Origin of the sequence: Micromonospora sp. NBC_01740 (genome assembly GCF_035920365.1) — a bacterium.
GTDB classification, from domain to species: Bacteria; Actinomycetota; Actinomycetes; order Mycobacteriales; family Micromonosporaceae; genus Micromonospora; species Micromonospora reichwaldensis.
Window position 1 is genome coordinate 5,140,869 of the sequence record NZ_CP109150.1, and the last position, 15,691, is coordinate 5,156,559.

At 72.6% G+C, this 15,691-nt stretch carries 13 protein-coding genes; 5 read left to right on the forward strand and 8 right to left on the reverse strand.

Annotation, left to right across the window (positions count from 1 at the left end):
* Positions 1-5: 5 nt before the first annotated feature.
* Complete coding sequence (locus OG989_RS22850) at positions 6-599, reverse strand: hypothetical protein (protein ID WP_327028382.1); 594 nt, start codon at positions 597-599, stop codon at positions 6-8.
* A gap of 1,169 nt (positions 600-1,768) precedes the next feature.
* Here OG989_RS22850 and OG989_RS22855 point away from each other — a divergent pair.
* Together OG989_RS22855 and OG989_RS22860 are read left to right on the forward strand one after the other, a co-directional pair.
* Positions 1,769-2,110, forward strand: coding sequence for a hypothetical protein (locus OG989_RS22855; protein ID WP_327028383.1), 342 nt, complete (start codon positions 1,769-1,771; stop codon positions 2,108-2,110).
* Positions 2,107-2,766 (forward strand): nucleotidyl transferase AbiEii/AbiGii toxin family protein, encoded by a 660-nt coding sequence (locus OG989_RS22860; RefSeq protein WP_327028384.1) that lies wholly within the window; start codon positions 2,107-2,109, stop codon positions 2,764-2,766. The genes OG989_RS22855 and OG989_RS22860 overlap by 4 nt, the downstream gene beginning before the upstream one ends.
* Before the next feature lie 182 nt (positions 2,767-2,948).
* On the opposite strand, the gene OG989_RS22865 is transcribed toward OG989_RS22860, so the two are convergent.
* The gene (locus OG989_RS22865) at positions 2,949-3,851 is read right to left on the reverse strand and encodes an SDR family oxidoreductase (RefSeq protein ID WP_327028385.1); all 903 of its coding nucleotides are present in this window, start codon (positions 3,849-3,851) and stop codon (positions 2,949-2,951) included.
* A 212-nt stretch (positions 3,852-4,063) separates the two neighbouring features.
* Here OG989_RS22865 and OG989_RS22870 point away from each other — a divergent pair, with 212 nt between their 5' ends.
* Positions 4,064-5,854 (forward strand): bifunctional metallophosphatase/5'-nucleotidase, encoded by a 1,791-nt coding sequence (locus tag OG989_RS22870; RefSeq protein ID WP_327028386.1) that lies wholly within the window; start codon positions 4,064-4,066, stop codon positions 5,852-5,854.
* Between the two features lie 123 nt (positions 5,855-5,977).
* On the opposite strand, the gene OG989_RS22875 is transcribed toward OG989_RS22870, so the two are convergent.
* From OG989_RS22875 to OG989_RS22885, 3 genes are all read right to left on the reverse strand, one after another.
* Complete coding sequence (locus OG989_RS22875) at positions 5,978-7,654, reverse strand: ABC-F family ATP-binding cassette domain-containing protein (protein ID WP_327028387.1); 1,677 nt, start codon at positions 7,652-7,654, stop codon at positions 5,978-5,980.
* Between the two features lie 264 nt (positions 7,655-7,918).
* On the reverse strand, positions 7,919-8,110 hold the full coding sequence (locus OG989_RS22880; protein ID WP_151456837.1) for a hypothetical protein: 192 nt from the start codon (positions 8,108-8,110) through the stop codon (positions 7,919-7,921).
* Positions 8,111-8,342: 232 nt separating this feature from the next.
* A complete protein-coding gene (locus OG989_RS22885; RefSeq protein WP_151456838.1) occupies positions 8,343-9,473 on the reverse strand; it encodes a geranylgeranyl reductase family protein in 1,131 nt (376 codons plus the stop codon).
* Positions 9,474-9,623: 150 nt separating this feature from the next.
* Here OG989_RS22885 and OG989_RS22890 point away from each other — a divergent pair, with 150 nt between their 5' ends.
* On the forward strand, positions 9,624-9,860 hold the full coding sequence (locus OG989_RS22890) for a hypothetical protein (protein WP_132239717.1): 237 nt from the start codon (positions 9,624-9,626) through the stop codon (positions 9,858-9,860).
* Between the two features lie 85 nt (positions 9,861-9,945).
* Positions 9,946-11,370: an MFS transporter gene (locus tag OG989_RS22895; protein ID WP_151456839.1), complete on the forward strand. Its 1,425-nt coding sequence runs from the start codon at positions 9,946-9,948 to the stop codon at positions 11,368-11,370.
* A 229-nt stretch (positions 11,371-11,599) separates the two neighbouring features.
* Here OG989_RS22895 and OG989_RS22900 read toward each other — a convergent pair whose 3' ends face one another.
* From OG989_RS22900 to OG989_RS22910, 3 genes are all read right to left on the reverse strand, one after another.
* A complete protein-coding gene (locus OG989_RS22900; protein WP_327028388.1) occupies positions 11,600-12,193 on the reverse strand; it encodes a hypothetical protein in 594 nt (197 codons plus the stop codon).
* A 1,004-nt stretch (positions 12,194-13,197) separates the two neighbouring features.
* Entirely contained in the window at positions 13,198-13,905 is a 708-nt protein-coding gene (locus OG989_RS22905; RefSeq protein ID WP_327028389.1) for a hypothetical protein, read from the reverse strand.
* A gap of 306 nt (positions 13,906-14,211) precedes the next feature.
* Complete coding sequence (locus tag OG989_RS22910; protein WP_151453686.1) at positions 14,212-15,339, reverse strand: DUF3626 domain-containing protein; 1,128 nt, start codon at positions 15,337-15,339, stop codon at positions 14,212-14,214.
* Positions 15,340-15,691: the final 352 nt, after the last annotated feature.

Here is a 15,691-nt window from a genome sequence, read left to right on the forward strand (position 1 = left end):
GCGTGTCAGCTGTTCCAGTGCTCGGTGACGAGGTCGGCGGCCTGCTGCTCCCACTGGGCGTAGTGGTCCGGGTACGCCGACACCTGCACCGTCTGCGCGGCCTTGGTCAGGGGCTTGTCCTGCCACCCGTCGACCTGCTTCAGACCCTTCAGGAACGCCGTCGTCGAGTACTCCGGGTCGGTGATCTGCTCGATCGTGCCCCACCCACTGGACGGGCGCTGCTGGAACAGGCCCTGCGAGTCATGGTCGTTGCGGTCACCCAGATGACCCAGGTTCTCCAGCTTCGACTCCTGCAACGCCGTCGCGATCGACACCACCGCGGCGCGCTCGTCCATGCCGGCCTTCTTCGTCGCGGCGATGATCGCCTTCACGTTCGCGACCTGCTCGTCGGACAGGTCGATACGCGACTGCGCGCCCTGCACACCGTGCGGGATCAGCGTGGCCTTGTCGACCGACGGCTTGTCGGCCTGCACGACAACTGCCACCGGCGTCGACTCCACCGACGGGACCGCCTGCGCGGTCGCGGGACCGGCGAACACGCCACCGGCGAACGCGAGACCAGCAACACCAAGAACGCTCTTACGAATGATCGTGTTCATCAGAAACGCTCCATTCGGGGGTTGGCACCCACACACCGAAAGGGGGATCGGCTTCACGCGGGTGCAAGCACCGTCGGCGCTCATACGAACTCAAGAAGGCTCATGCGAACTCAAGGGGGCTCATGCGAACTCAAGGGGGCTCCGGCGAAACCTGGAGGGAATCTCCGACGATCAAGCGATCAAGCCGAAGGAAAGACCAGACGAAAGATCAGATCGGCCGTGCCGGCCGGATGTCCAACCCTGTGCGGGCCGGGGGGCCGGGGGGCCGGGCTGTCGTGCGGGGCCGGGCTGTCGTGCGGGGCGGGGGACGCCCTCACCTCGGCCGGACCATGTGTAACCACCGCCGGCCCGCGATCATTCCGGGGCCCCGGGCCCGCCAACCCATCGGGCGGCGAGACCTCAGCAGCGTGGGTCTTCCTCGGTCGTACGCAGGGTGTAACGACCCCGCCCCCGCCACGATTCCGCCCCCACGATGCCCCCGGTCACACCCACAAACCGCACACCCGCGCACCGTCACGCCACCCCTGACGACTTCACCGGCTCAACCCGCCCCGGACAGCCACCACGAAACCGACACCCGGTCACACCCGGGTCCACGGGTTACCCACTCCCGGCTCACCCGGCTCACTTGGCTCACTCTGGCTCACCCCGGCTCACTCTGGCTCACCAGGCTCACCAGGCTCACCGGGCTCATCCGGCTCATCCGAGTGAACCCGGGTGAGCCGGGTCCTCGGGTCACTTGAGTCACCCGGGTCCCTGAGGTCACCGGGGTCGCCCGGGACACCCGGGTCACGAGGCGCCGGTGGAGATCTTGGTACGAGAGTGCCCCTGGAGGGGCCGTTTCTTGCCAAGATCTCCGGGAGGAGCCCGGCGGACGGACGCGAGAGTAGCCACCGACGGGGTGTGGCCCGCCGTGCCCGGCGCAGGGATCAAGCCTGACCGCCCGGAGCCGGGCACGGCGGGCCACACCCCCACCACGACGCACCGCACCCCACGAAACCATCCGGCGCCGACAGTAACCACCACGCCAAGAATGCAGAACCCAGCCCCGGTGACCCGCGCTCACCGCCGGCCAGGAGCACGAAAAACCATCCCGACCACGCCCCGCCAGCCGCGACACCGGCGAAACCGCGATCCCCAGCGGCCCGACCTGGGGTTACCCTGACAGCATGCAGGCCCTCTCCCCCGCTCCGACCCGCACGGCCCATCTGGCCCGTCCGGGGCGGCCCGCCGTGGTGGCCCGCACCCTCACAGAGCTGACCGGCCCCACCCGTGGCGTGGTGGAGCTGCCGGTGCGGCTGATGTGGAACTCCGACCGCACCTTCGACCTGGGCGATCCGGACGAGTTGCTCTGGATGTACGAGAACGTGCTGCGCGAGACCACCCGCGCGGAGGATCTCCGGCTGCTCATCAACGGGCGCACGCTGCGCCGGGTGTGGCGGCTGCTCAACCTGCCTCGGGGCGTACGCCAGGCGTGGGAGAGCCGGCACCGGGGGCTGCGTACGGCGTGAGCACGCCCCATCCGCACGAGTTCTACCGCGAGGTGGCCCGGGTGGCCCTGTCCGCCGCCGGGCCGTACCGGTTCGTGCTCGGCGGCGGGGTGGCCTGGGCCGCACACGGGCTGGTGACCCGCCCGACGGAGGACGTGGACCTGTTCGCGGACGTGGAGGGGGCCGCCGCCGCGGCGGCGGACGGGGTACGGACGGCACTGGAGCGGGCCGGGTTCGAGGTGACCGACGCCGACCCCGACAGCGAGCTGGCCGAGCTGTTCGACGGCTTCGACCGGGACCTGAGGGACTTCGTGGTGAGCCGGGACGGGCGGCTCATCCGGCTCAGCCTGGCCCGCCTCGACCGGCACCGGAGCCCGGTGGTGATGGACCTCGGCCCGGTGATGGACGTACGGGACCTGATGGCGAACAAGACCGCCGCCCTGGTCAACCGGCGGGAGGTCCGGGACTACATCGACGTCGCGGCGGCCCTGGAGCACCACGACGTGGCGGAGTTGCTGGAACTGGCCCGCCAGCTGGACCCGGCCCTGGACGAGAACGACGTCCGGGCCGCCGGCCGCTACCTGGACCGGCTGCCCGACCGCCGGTTCGCCCGCTACGGCCTGGACCCCGCCGCCGTCGCCCAGGTCCGTACCCGCCTGACCTCCTGGCCCCGCTGACCACCCACCCGCCACCCCCGTCTCTTCGCGCGCCCCGCGCCCCGCACCTCTCGCGCCGATCATGCACTTCTGGTGGGCGGGAAGTACTGATCCTTCCCTTTTGCGGGGCACCACAACTGCATGATCGACGCGGGCCAGCGAGGGGGCGGGGCAGCGAGGGGGCGGGGCAGCGAGGGGCGGGGTTACTTCGTGGGGCGGCCGCCCGTTACGCCGAGGATCTCGCCGGTGACGTAGCTGGATTCCTGGGAGGCGAAGAAGACGTACGCCGGGGCCAGCTCGGCCGGTTGGCCGGGGCGTTCCTCCGGGGTGTCCTGGCCGAACTTCTCGACCTTCTCGTTCGGCATCGTCGCCGGGATCAGCGGCGTCCAGATCGGGCCCGGCGCCACCGCGTTCACCCGGATCCCCCGCTCGGCCAGGTCGGCGGCGAGCGCCTTGGTGAAGTTGGCGATCCCCGCCTTGGTGGTGGCGTAGTCCAGCAGCTGCGGCGAGGGGTCGAACGCCTGGATCGACGAGGTGTTGATGATCGCCGAGCCCTCGGGCATGTGCGGCACGGCCGCCCGGCAGAGCCAGAACATCGCGTACAGGTTGGTCTTCAGCACCCGGTCGAACTGCTCGCCGCTGATGCCGAGGATGCCCTTGTCCTGCGCCATCTGGTAGGCCGCGTTGTTGACCAGGATGTCGATCCCGCCGAGGTCGCGCAGGGCCCGTTCGACCAACTCCTGGCAGTGCCCCTCGTCGGTGATGTCGCCGCGCACCGCGATGCCCTTGCGGCCGGCCTCCTCGACCAGCCGGACGGTCTCCCGGGCGTCGGCGTCCTCCTCCTCGCTGAGGTAGGAGATGAGCACGTCGGCGCCCTCCCGGGCGTACGCGATGGCGATCGCGCGGCCGATGCCGGAGTCGCCACCGGTGATCAACGCCCGCCGGCCGTCGAGCTTGCCGCTGCCGCGGTACGACTCCTCGCCGTGGTCCGGCTTCGGGGTCATCTCCTCCGTCGAGCCGGGCGGCGTCTGCTGCTGCTTCGGTTGTCCCTCCTGCTGGCCGTACTGGCTGGTGGGGTCCTGCTGGGTGTGCTGGTCCTCGCTCACCGACGTCTCCTCGCGCACCGGTCGGGTCTGGGGTCTCCCACGCCCTACCCTGCGGCGGCAAGCGGAAACGGCCGTCGCCGTGTTACATGACCATGCCCCCGCGCGCCGGTGTGATGAAACACCTCGGGCGGCTGTGGCAGGAGTGACCGCCGCTCGTTTATGGTGCGCTCGGCGCTCACCGGGCGTCCCGAACCCCCATGGAAGGGCACCTCATGACCTCTCCCTCCGGCCCGTCGCGTCGGACGGTGCTCGCCGCCGCGGCCGCGGCGGCGAGCGTCCCGCTGATCGCCGCCGCCCCCGCCCAGGCGGCCGGCCCGGCCCGGTCGCGGACCTGGGATCTGACGATCCTCGGCACGTCGGACACCCACGGCAACGTCTACAACTGGGACTACTACTCCGACGCCGAGTACGACGACAGCAAGCACAACGACGTGGGCGTCGCCAAGCTGGCCGCCCTCGTCAAGCAGATCCGCGCCGAGCGGCGCGGCAAGGCGACGCTGGTGCTCGACGCCGGCGACACCATCCAGGGCACCCCGCTGGCCACCTTCTACGCCAAGCAGGAGCCGATCACCACCACCGGTGCGACGCACCCGATGGCCAACGCCATGAACGTGCTCGGCTACGACGCCGTGACGCTGGGCAACCACGAGTTCAACTACGGCCTGCCGCTGCTGGCGAAGTGGATCTCGCAGCTGGGCTTCCCGGCGCTGGCCGCCAACGCCGTCAACGTCGCCACCGGCAAGCCGGCCTTCCTGCCGTACATCATCAAGAAGGTCGACGTCGGCTTCGCCGCACCGCCGCTGCGCGTCGGCATCCTCGGCCTGACCAACCCGGGCAGCGCGATCTGGGACCGGGCCAACGTCGAGGGCAAGCTGCGGTTCGACGACATGATCGCCACCGCCGCGAAGTACGTGCCGATCATGCGGGCGCGCGGCGCCGACATCGTGCTGATCTCCGCCCACGGCGGCGACAGCGGCACCTCCAGCTACGGCCCGGAGCTGCCGATCGAGAACCCGACGGCGCTGATCGCCCAGCAGGTCCCCGGCATCGACGCGATCCTGTTCGGCCACGCCCACGCCGAGGTCGCCGAGAAGTTCGTGGCCAACGAGCGGACCGGCGAGCAGGTGCTGCTCACCGAGCCGTCGAAGTGGGGCCAGCGGCTGAGCCGGATGGACTTCACCCTGGCCCGGGAGCGGGGCCGCTGGAAGATCACCAAGAAGTCCGCCGCCCTGCTGAACACCAACACCGTGGTCGAGGACCCGAAGGTCCTCGCCGCCGTACGGGCGCAGCACCAGAAGACCGTCGCGTACGTCAACCAGGTCGTGGCCCGCTCCACCGTGGAGCTGTCGGCGGCGGAGAGCCGCTACAGGGACACCCCCATCCTGGACTTCATCAACCACGTGCAGACCCAGGTCGTCGGTGAGGCGCTGGCCGGCACGGCGTACGCGGACCTGCCCGTGCTGTCGATCGCGGCACCGTTCAGCCGCACTGCGGTCTTCCCCGCCGGCGACGTGAAGATCCGCGACGTGGCCGGGCTGTACGTCTTCGACAACACCCTCGAGGCGGTCGTGCTCAGCGGCGCCGAGGTGCGCGCCTACCTGGAGTACTCGGCGAAGTACTTCCGGACCCTCGCCCCCGGCGCCCCGGTCGACCCGGCGACGATCAGCGACCCGGCCGTGCCGGACTACAACTACGACGTCTTCTCCGGCCTGGACTACGACATCGACATCTCCAAGCCGGTGGGGCAACGCGTCACCCGCCTGGTGCTGCCCGGCACCGACACGCCGGTGGCGGACAACGCGCAGTTCGTGGTGGCGGTCAACAACTACCGGCGCAGCGGCGGCGGCAACTTCCCCGGCATCGTGAAGACCCAGGTCTACAACGAGCAGCAGGAGATCCGGCAGCTGCTGATCGACTGGGCGCAGGCCAAGGGCACCATCGACCCGGCGGACTTCTACCAGCCGAACTGGCGGCTGGTGCGCGAGGGTGTGCCGGTCTTCTGATCCCCGCATCACCGGGCGGGCCGTGGGCTGATCGCCTGCGGCCCGTCCGGCGCCCGGCGGCACGACCGGCCCGGTGCCACGTACGCGACGTGACACCGGGCCGGGCCGGCGCCGCGAGCCGGGTCAGCGTCGTTCGCGGCCCGTGACGCGACCGCCGAGCTCCAGGCGCGGCCAGTCGGCGAGGTCCCGCAGCAACTGCCGGTCGTGCGTGGCGACCACGACGGCGGCGCTCGTGTCGCGGATCGCCTCGGTCAGCTCGTCGACCAGCGCCGACGACAGGTGGTTGGTCGGCTCGTCGAGCAGGATCAGCCCGGGCCGCCCGGCCAGCGCCAACGCCAGGTCGAGGCGCCGCTGCTGCCCCTGCGACATCCGCCCGACCGGGGTGCGCATCGCGTCGGAGTCCAGCAGCCCGAGCGCCCCGAGCGGGACGGCCTCGGCGTCAGGGAGCGCCCCGCGGGCCACCAGCCGCCCCACGTGGCGGGCGTGGACCTCGCGGGCGGTGAGGCCGGGGTCGTGCGCGGCGGTCTCCTGGTCGATCAGGGCGATCCGTGCCTCCTTCGCCGTCCAGACGCGTCCGTCCGTGGGCTGGAGCGCGCCGGCCAGCACCGCGAGCAGCGTGGACTTCCCGGCGCCGTTCGCCCCGGTGACCAGCAGCCGGTCGCCGCCGTCGAGGGTGAGGTCGACCGGGTCGGCCAGGCGCCCGTCGACGGCGACCCCGTACGCCCGCAACTGTGGCGCACCCCGCCGGACGCTCAGGTCGGCCCACCGCAGGGTCGGCGGCGGCTCCGGCACGTCGATCCGGTGCGCCTGGAGGGCATCCTGCTGCCGGTGCAGAGCCTGCACGACGCCCGGCGCGCGGGACTGACGCTGGTGCTTACCGGTCCCCTTGTCCGGCCGCCAGCCGGTGGAAAGCCGGTCGCGGGCCTTGGACACCGCGTTCTGCAGCCGCTGGTGCTCGGCCTGCTGCTCCTCGTAGTCCTGCTCCCAGGACTCACGTTCGCGGCGCCGGGCGTCCTGCCAGGCGTCGTAGCCGCCGGCGTACAGGCGCGGCGTCCCGTCGCGCGTCGGGTCGAGGTCGAGGAACCGGTCCGCGACGTCGCGCAGCAGCGCCCGGTCGTGGCTGACGACGGCGAGTCCGCCCTCGTGCTCGCGCAGCCTGCGGGTCAGGAAGTCCAGCCCGTCGGCGTCGAGGTGGTTGGTCGGCTCGTCGAGCAGCAGCACGTCGTGCCGCGCGCCGAGCAGGCACGCCAGCCGTACCCGGTAGCGCTGCCCGACGGAGAGCTCCGACAACGCGCGGTCGCGGTCCGTGCACGCACCCAGGGCCTCCAGGGCGACATCGATGCGGCGCTCGGCGTCCCACGCGTCGAGCCCCGTGGCGGCCTCCAGCGCGACGGCATAGCGGTCCCCGGCGCCGGGATCGCCCGCGGCCACGGCGAGCGACGCCTCGTCCAGCGCGGCGAGGGCCGCCAACGACGCGGCCAGCGCCTCGGACGTCAGGGTGCCGACGGTCTCACCGTCACGCGCGGACAGCTCCTGTCGGGCCAGGCCGATCGTGCCCGCCCGGTGCACGGTGCCCTCGTCGGGCGGGATGAGGCCGGCGAGAACGTGCAGCAGCGTCGTCTTGCCGCGGCCGTTCTCGCCGACGACGGCGATCCGGGACCGGGCGGAGACAGTCACCGACACGTCGGCGAGGACCCGTCGGGAGCCGCGGACGACGGCGACGCCGTTGGCGCGGACGTGCGCGGCGCCGCCCGCCGCGACGGGCAGGGACAGGGTTTCGGTGGTCGGGGTGAGGTTCAAGGGTGCTCCGCAGCTCGTGGTGGAGCCGGGCAGCAGCAAGCGGCCGCCCGGCGGGAACCGGGACGGCGAGCGCGGATCAGCAGAGAGCAGGCGCCGCCGTCAGCGGGCGGAGCGGATCTTCTGCGACCAGATACCTCGTGCCATGGCGACCAGGCTAGCAGCGCGGGCGCTCCCGCTCGTCCGGATTTCGCTCCGTCGGGCAGGCCCTACGAAGAACCGGCAGGAACGGTGATCGAGCTGTGCCCCCGTTCCCCGGGCAGGGCGTCAGGCCCCGTGCCGCAGGTCCCACCGGTCGCGCTCGTCGCCCGGATCCGGCTGGTCCCGCCGCGGATCGGTCTCGGTCAGCGCCGTCCGCTCCTCCGGGCGAACCGCGGGCGGCAGCTCGCCGAAGCGCACGTGCCGCAGGAAGCTGTACTCCTCGTCGGTGAACGACGGTCCGGAGTGGTCTTCTGCCATGACTTCTCCCTCGACGTCATCATTGTGTGCGGTGGTGACGTCGGACACCACCGCTAAGGCATCCTAGGATCCTGGGCAAAAGGCGAGGGCCGGCTTGCCGTGTGGCGCGTGTCCGGCGCGCCCGATCGGCGTGCTGGTCAGGCGCGCGCCGACGACGTGCGGCCAGGCCTGCGCGCCAGAAGGTGCGGCCAGGACGTGCGCGGCCAGGACGTGTGGGCCTCCGCGGCCGGGTTCAGCCGCTCGGCGGCCGGTCCAGCAGCGCCAGCGCCGCCCGGACCGGGGCGCGACGCAACGTCTCGTCGAAGCTCGCCCGGCCCTGGCAGAACCGCACGAACATCCGCCAGCCCGGCGGCGTGGCCAACAGCGCGTGGAAGACCCCCGGCCGCCGGGCGAACACGTCGAGCAGCCGGTGCCCGGCGCGCATCGACGGCACCAGGTCCCGGGTGACCCTGCGGTCGTAACCCGCCAGGTCACCGGCGGCGACCGCCGCGCCGGCCAGTTCGCCGGAACGCAGCGCGTAGCTGATCCCCTCCCGGCTCCACGGCTCCAGCAGCCCCGCAGCGTCGCCCGCGACCAGCACCCGGCCCCGACGCAGGGGCGAGTCCTCGGCCCGGCAGCGGGTCAGGTGGCCGGAGTCGTGCGCCGGCTCCACCCCGGACAGACCCAGCCGGTCCACGAACCCGCGCAGGTAGGCCCTGGTCCGCTCCCCCTCGCCCCGGGCGGCGATCACCCCGACCGTCAGCCGGTCGCCCTTAGGAAAGACCCAGGCGTACGAGCCGGGCAGCGGACCCCAGTCCAGCAGGAGGCGGCCCCGCCAGCGGGCCTGCTCCTCCGGCGGCACGGGCAGCTCCAGCTCCAGCCCCAGGTCCACCTGCCGGTGGGTGACCCCCACGTGCCGGGCGGTCACCCCCGAGGAGCCGTCCGCCCCGACCACCGTCCGCGCGTGGACCGTGTCCCCGTCGGCCAGCCTGAGGCGTACGACGTCGGGGTCCTGCTCGACCGCGCGGACCGCGACGCGCTCGCGCACCTCGGCACCGGCGGCGACCGCGGCGGCCCGCAGTCGGTCGTCGAACTCCTCCCGGCGGACCATGCTCACCAGCGGCCCGCCGGGATGGCGGCGGGTGAACCGGCGACGCCCGTCCCGGGTGAACGTCACCCGGTCGACCCGGTCGTGCGCGGGCACCTCGATCCGGTCGGCCACGGCCGCGAGCGAGGTGCCGATCAGACCGCCCCCGCAGGTCTTGTAACGCGGGTGCGCGGCGCGCTCCACCACCAGTGTGCGCACGCCCGCTCGGGCGGCGGCGTGGGCGGCGGAGAGCCCGGCGGGGCCGGCGCCGACGACGGCGAGATCCCAGACGATCACTGGTGCAGCCTAGGGCAAACCGCAGCCCGCGGCGCCGACGGCGCGGCCACCGGCACCGCCCGATCGGGTGGGCATCTTCGCCCGTCCACCGGGTAACCGCAGCGGCGTAACCGCCCGCGCAGGGGCGGGACAGGCGAAGGAGGAAAGGCCATGCGGCAGGTGCAACTGTCGGATGTCGAGGAGCGGGTGTACGACGCGGTCGCGGCGCTGGAGGCCCGGGGACAGGTGCCGTACCCGGACCTGATCGCCGAGGAGGCCGGTCTCACCGAGGAGCAGCTGCGGGCGCCGCTGCACCAGCTCACCGAGAAGAACCTGTTGCACCGGGAGGACTCGCCGATGGCCGGGCTGGACTTCGGTCCCCGGTTCTGCGCCCGCCAGATGGCGTGAGCCCCCGAGCACCTCGCGATGGTTCGCCTCCCGGGGACCGGGGTAGCGCTCGACGATGCCCGATCACTGGTCCACGGGAGGCACGATGAGCCCGGCCGACACGACCGCGCCGCCGGACGACCGGCGCCGCTGGCAGGCCCTCGGGGTCGGGCTGGTCGCCGCGTTCATGACGCTGCTCGACGTGAGCATCGTCAACGTCGCCGTCCCGTCCATCGACCGCGCCCTCGGGGCCTCCCCCAGCGACCTGCAGTGGGTGCTCTCCGGGTACGCCCTGACGTTCGGGCTGGTGCTGGTCTCCGCCGGCCGCTTCGGCGACGCACGCGGCCGGCGAAGCGCGTTCGTCTTCGGGATCGCCCTTTTCACCCTGGCCAGCGCGCTGGCCGGGCTGGCCGCCTCGCCCGGATGGCTGATCGCGGCCCGGCTGATCCAGGGCGCCGCCGCCGGGGTGGTGAACCCGCAGGTCACCGGGCTCATCCAGGAGCTCTTCCAGGGGCCGGAGCGGGGTCGCCCGTTCGGGCTGCTCGGCGCCACCATCGGCATCTCCACGGCCGTCGGCCCGCTGCTCGGCGGCCTGCTGATCGCCGTCGGCGGCGAGGCGCACGGCTGGCGGTGGGTGTTCTTCGTCAACGTGCCCGTCGGCATCCTCGCGGTGGTCCTCGGCTGGCGGCTGCTCCCCGGCCGACCCGCCGGCCCACGCGACCACCGGCGGCTGGACCCCGTCGGGGTGCTGCTGCTCGGCGTGGGAGTGCTGGCCGTGCTGTTGCCGCTGGTGCAGCAGGAATGGCGGAGCCCGGCGAAGTGGCTGCTCGTTCCGGCGGGGCTGCTCGCCCTGGCCGTCTTCGGGGCGTGGGAACGGTGGTACGGCCGCCGCCAGGAACCGCTGTTCGACCTGGGGCTGTTCGGCTTCCGGTCGTACGCCCTGGGATCGCTCATCGCGCTGCTCTACTTCGGCGGGTTCACGGCGATCTTCTTCATCTTCACGCTCTACCTGCAGAACGGCCTCGGCTACAGCGCACTGGTCGCCGGCCTGGCCATCACCCCGTTCGCGCTGGGCTCGGCCGCAGCGTCCGCGCTCGGCGGCCGGATCGTCAACCGCTTCGGGCGTCCCCTGGTCGCGGTCGGGCTGCTCACCGTGGTGGTGGGACTCGTCGCGGTGGTCGTCGTGCTGAACCTGGCCCCGAGGGGCGCCGCCGTGCCGTGGCTGACCGCGGCCCCCCTGCTGGTGGCCGGGCTCGGCAGCGGTCTGGTGATCGCGCCGAACCAGACGCTGACCCTGTCCCAGGTACCGGTGCGGCAGGCGGGCAGCGGGGCCGGCATGCTCCAGACCGGCCAGCGGATCGGGTCCGCCGCCGGGATCGCCGCCGTCGGCTCGGTCTTCTTCTCCTCGCTGGCCGCCAGCGGCGGGGACTTCTCGCTCGCGTTCCGGCACTCGCTGCTGCTGGCCGCCGGGGTGATCGCACTCGCGCTGGTGGCGGCCCTGGTCGACGTCGCCTTCGGCCACCGCCGGTGACTACGGTCTCCAGCAGTTCCAGCCGGGCGTCGAGCCAGGCCTGGGCCAGCCGCCACGACGGCCGACGCCCCCGGCCAGCACCCGCCGGTGGGACGCCAGGTCGCCGCGCTCGCCCTGCTCTGCCACCGGTCATCGTGGCCCGACATGCGTCTGGCCGGCACCCCGGTTGGGGTGCGTCTGGCCGGCACCCCGGTTGGGGTGCCGGCCAGCGGCGATTCGGCTACTGCTGTCAGCTGTTCCAGTGCTCGGCCACGAGGTCGGCGGCCTGCTGCTCCCACTGGGCGTAATGGTCCGGGTACGCCGACACCTGCACCGTCTGGGCGGCCTTCGTCAGGGGCATGTCCTGCCACCCGTCGACCTGCTTCAGACCCTTCAGAAACGCCATCGTCGAGTACTCCGGATCGGTGATCTGCTCGACCGTGCCCCAACCACTGGACGGACGCTGCTGGAACAGGCCCTGCGAGTCATGGTCGTTGCGGTCACCCAGATGACCCAGGTTCTCCAACTTCGACTCCTGCAACGCCGTCGCGATGGAGACCACGGCGGCGCGCTCGTCCATGCCGGCCTTCTTCGTCGCCGCGATGATGGCCTTGACGTTGGCGACCTGCTCGTCGGACAGGTCGACGTGCGACTGGGCGCCCTGCACACCGTGCGGGATCAGCGTGGCCTTGTCGACCGACGGCTTGTCGGCCTGCACGACAACTGCCACCGGCGTCGACTCCACCGACGGGACCGCCTGCGCGGTCGCGGGACCGGCGAACACGCCACCGGCGAACGCGAGACCAGCAACACCAAGAACGCTCTTACGAATGATCGTGTTCATCAGAAACGCTCCATTCGGGGGTCGGCACCCACACACCGAAAGGGGGATCGGCTTCACGCGGATGCAAGCACCGTCGGCGCTCATGCGAACTCAAGGAGGCTCATGCGAACTCAAGGGGGCTCTCCAGCGAAACCTGGAGAGAATCTCCGACGATCAAGCGATCAAGCCGAAGGAAAGACCAGACGAAAGATCAGATCGGCCGTGCCGGCCGGAAGTCCAACCCTGTGCGGGCCGAAGAGCGGGGCCGGGCTGTCGTGCGGGGCGGGGGAAGCCCTCACCTCGGCCGAACCATGTGTAACCACCGCCGGCCCGCCAACATTCCGGGGGCCCCGGGCCCGCCAACCCATCGGGCGGCGTGACCTCGGCGGCGTGGGTCTTGCTCGGTCGTACGCAGGGTGTAACGACCCCGCCCCCGCCACGATTCCGCCCCCACGATGCCCCCCGGTCACACCCCCGAACCGGACATCTCATCACTGGGCGACCCCGACGACCACAGACCGCGGCCGCAGCAAACGTGCCGACGGGCACGCAGCCTGCAACGAAGCCCATCCGGGACGCCGGGGCCTGAACCGGACGCCGCGCACGGACGCCTCATCGGCGGCTCTCCGGCGGGCCGGACGCCACGCACGGGACCCTCATCGGCAAGCTGCGGGGAGACCTTGGCAGATACGGGCCCCTGGCGGGGCCTGTTGCTTCCAAGATCGGCGAGTGGCCGGCCGAGGCGCGGCGGACGTAGCAGGGACGACCGCCACCGGTGGAACACCATGGGTGTCTCCCGGCACCGGTGACACCCGTGGTGTTCCACCGGTGACCTCGGACGGCGGCGCGAGCCAGGGGGCTGGGAGGTGGTCTCGTGAACGGGGCAGCTCGACAGGGCCCGGCTGATCCACCACGACGAGATGCTGCGCCGGCTGCGGCCGGACAGCGGTTCAGATGCGGGCGTCGTCGGCATGGACGCGACCGGCCGGCCCCCGAGGCGGGGGCCGGCCGGTGTCACGCGGGTGTCACCAGAGCTGGGAAACGACGTCCGCCGCCTGCTCCTCCCACTGCGCGTACGCGAAGGGGTAGGCCGAGACCTGCACCGTCTGCGCGGCGGAGGTCAGCGGCAGGTCCTGCCAGCCGCCCACGTTCTTGAGCGCGCTGAAGAACGCCTGCGAGGCGTACTCGGGGTCGGTGATCTGGTCGGGCGAACCCCAACCCGACGACGGACGCTGCTGGAACAGGCCCTGCGAGTCATGGTCGTTGTACGCGCCCAGGTGGCCGAGGTTGTAGAGCTTCGACTCCTGCAGCGAGGTGGCGATCCCGATGACGGCGCCCCGCTCCCCCACGCCGGTCTCCTTGGCCTCCTCGATGATGGCCCGGGCGTTGGCGAGCTGCGCGTCGTCGAGCGGGATGCGCGACTGGGCGCCCTGCACGCCGTGCGGGACCAGCTCCTCGCGGCTGGGCTTGTCGGCGGACGGCTTGGTGGTGGTACCGCCCGTGGTCAGGGCCGACTCGTCGGCCGCGCCCGGCCTGCCCTTGCCGGTGGCCTGCTCGATGGCCGCCACGGCGCCCTCGTGGGGTGCGGTGGTGACCGGGGCGGCCACGGCCGTCGGCCCGAGGGCCAGGCCGCCGAGGGCGGCGACACCCACCACGCTCAGCGCGATCCTGCGGTTCGAGTCCTTCGAGTCCTTCGCGATGGCCGGGAGCCATCGAGTGAAGTCGTACTTCACGATGGTTGCCCTTTCGGTCAGGCGAAGCGCTCCCTGGATGAGCACTCCTTCGGGGGAAACTTCCGCGCCGGACGGGGTTTCGGTTCCGGCGGTACGGGGGACACAACCAGCCCGACCCTGTCGGTCATTCCGGATATGAGCGGGTGCCGGTCGGCTGTGACCCGGGTCACTCGACACTCGTGACAGGCAGGCACGGGCGGTGATGTCCCGGAGGCTCGCGGCGCAACCGGACGGCTGGGACGATCCACCCGGTCGAGGCGGCGGCTCACCCGACGACAGGCGCGCAGGATCTGGGGGCCGGTCGTCCTAGGTGGCGCGGGGGGCGCCGAAGCGCACGAGGACGTGCCAGAGCTGCTTGAGGTGTTGGAGGGTGACCTCCGTCGGCCCGCGGTCGGCCCAGCGGGACGGTTCCGTGACCACCGAGACCGCCGCGCGGCCGATCAGGGCGGCGTCGATGAGTTCGCCCGGGCGAGCGAACTCGGCGTGCACCCGGGCGGCCAGCGGCGGGATGGCCGGTCCCCGGAACTCCGCGTCGATCCGGTCGACGGGCAGCGCGAACCCGGCGTGCCAGCGCAGGGCGAAGCCGTGCCGCCGGGCGAGCGCGGCGAGCGTCGCCCCGGTCTCGGTGCCCCGGAAGGACGGGTCGACGACCATCGCCGCGACGTCCCGGGCGAGGCTCAGCTCGCCGTGGACCTGCGCCTCGATGTAGTCGTCGAGCGCGCGGCCCGCCGCGCCGGGGGCCCACGCGGCGTCCTCGCGCCGGCGCAGCAGCGCCCGGGTCAGGGTCACCACGTCGCCCGGCACGCCGAGGCTGACTCCCGTTCCGTCGGTCGCGGCCAGCAGTGCCGCCAGCACCGGTTCGAAGACGTCCACGGTGCCCAGGTCGCGGGGCCCGAGGTGGCTGTCGCCGAAGCAGAACGTGGCCCGCGCCAGCACCTGCGGACGCAGCCGCAGGTGGCAGGAGCCGAACCGGGGGCACGCGCCGTCCGGATGGTCGAGCAGGTTCAGGCCGCCGTACTTCGGCCGGTCGGCGGGGCGTACGCCGGCCGTCTGGTAGGCGCCGCCGAAGAGCGTCTCCTCCCAGCGGTCCCGGTCGCCGCCGGGGAAGGCCGTCAGGCCGCCGTTGGAGATGCCGGTCTCGAACTGGCTGCGGTAGACGCCCTCGGCGGTGAGGGCGTCGGCGACCGTACGCCCGTCGGCGAGCAGCCGGTCCGGGTGGAAGTTCAGGGTGAGCCGCCCGTTCGCGCCGACCGCCGCGATCAGGTGCTCCGGCCCGTGTGCGACACCCGAGCCGGCGAGCGCCCGGGCGATGGCGGCCAGGGCGGCGGGACGCTCGCGCAGCGCCGTCTCGCGTACGTGCGCGAGGGCGGCGCGTTGGGCGGGGGTGAGTGCCGGCGCCGCATGCGTGGCGGCCGGTTCGGTGGTGGGTCGCACGGCGACGAATCTCCCTTATCAGCGGGCCGGGACGCACCCCGTTTTCGGTTCCGGAGGGCGAGGCGTCGCGGCTGTCGTCCACCCTCCAGGGCCACCCGGAGGTCGCCACCAGACGAGCGATCGTGACCCCTGGTCACGGCCGTGGGCGGGCGGTGCCCGGCCCGTGCCGGGCCGGATGGGCGGCGTCGTTTCACCCGGTGGGCCGGCACCGGGACCGGCGATTACAGTGGGGCCCGAAGCGGAAGGTGACGAATGACTGGTGGTGCGGTGGTCGAGCAGGTGCCCCACCGGATGGTCGCGCGGTGCCGCCACCGGCGGCTGCGCGAGACCGGGTTCGCCACCGCCCTGGGAC

What these genes read in the sequence shown, in the direction of transcription:
- OG989_RS22850 (WP_327028382.1), bottom strand. Translation starts at nt 599, where the DNA reads ATGAACACGATCATTCGTAAGAGCGTTCTTGGTGTTGCTGGTCTCGCG.
- OG989_RS22895 (WP_151456839.1), top strand. Translation starts at nt 9,946, where the DNA reads ATGAGCCCGGCCGACACGACCGCGCCGCCGGACGACCGGCGCCGCTGG.
- OG989_RS22880 (WP_151456837.1), bottom strand. Translation starts at nt 8,110, where the DNA reads ATGGCAGAAGACCACTCCGGACCGTCGTTCACCGACGAGGAGTACAGC.
- OG989_RS22890 (WP_132239717.1), top strand. Translation starts at nt 9,624, where the DNA reads ATGCGGCAGGTGCAACTGTCGGATGTCGAGGAGCGGGTGTACGACGCG.
- OG989_RS22870 (WP_327028386.1), top strand. Translation starts at nt 4,064, where the DNA reads ATGACCTCTCCCTCCGGCCCGTCGCGTCGGACGGTGCTCGCCGCCGCG.
- OG989_RS22855 (WP_327028383.1), top strand. Translation starts at nt 1,769, where the DNA reads ATGCAGGCCCTCTCCCCCGCTCCGACCCGCACGGCCCATCTGGCCCGT.
- OG989_RS22900 (WP_327028388.1), bottom strand. Translation starts at nt 12,193, where the DNA reads ATGAACACGATCATTCGTAAGAGCGTTCTTGGTGTTGCTGGTCTCGCG.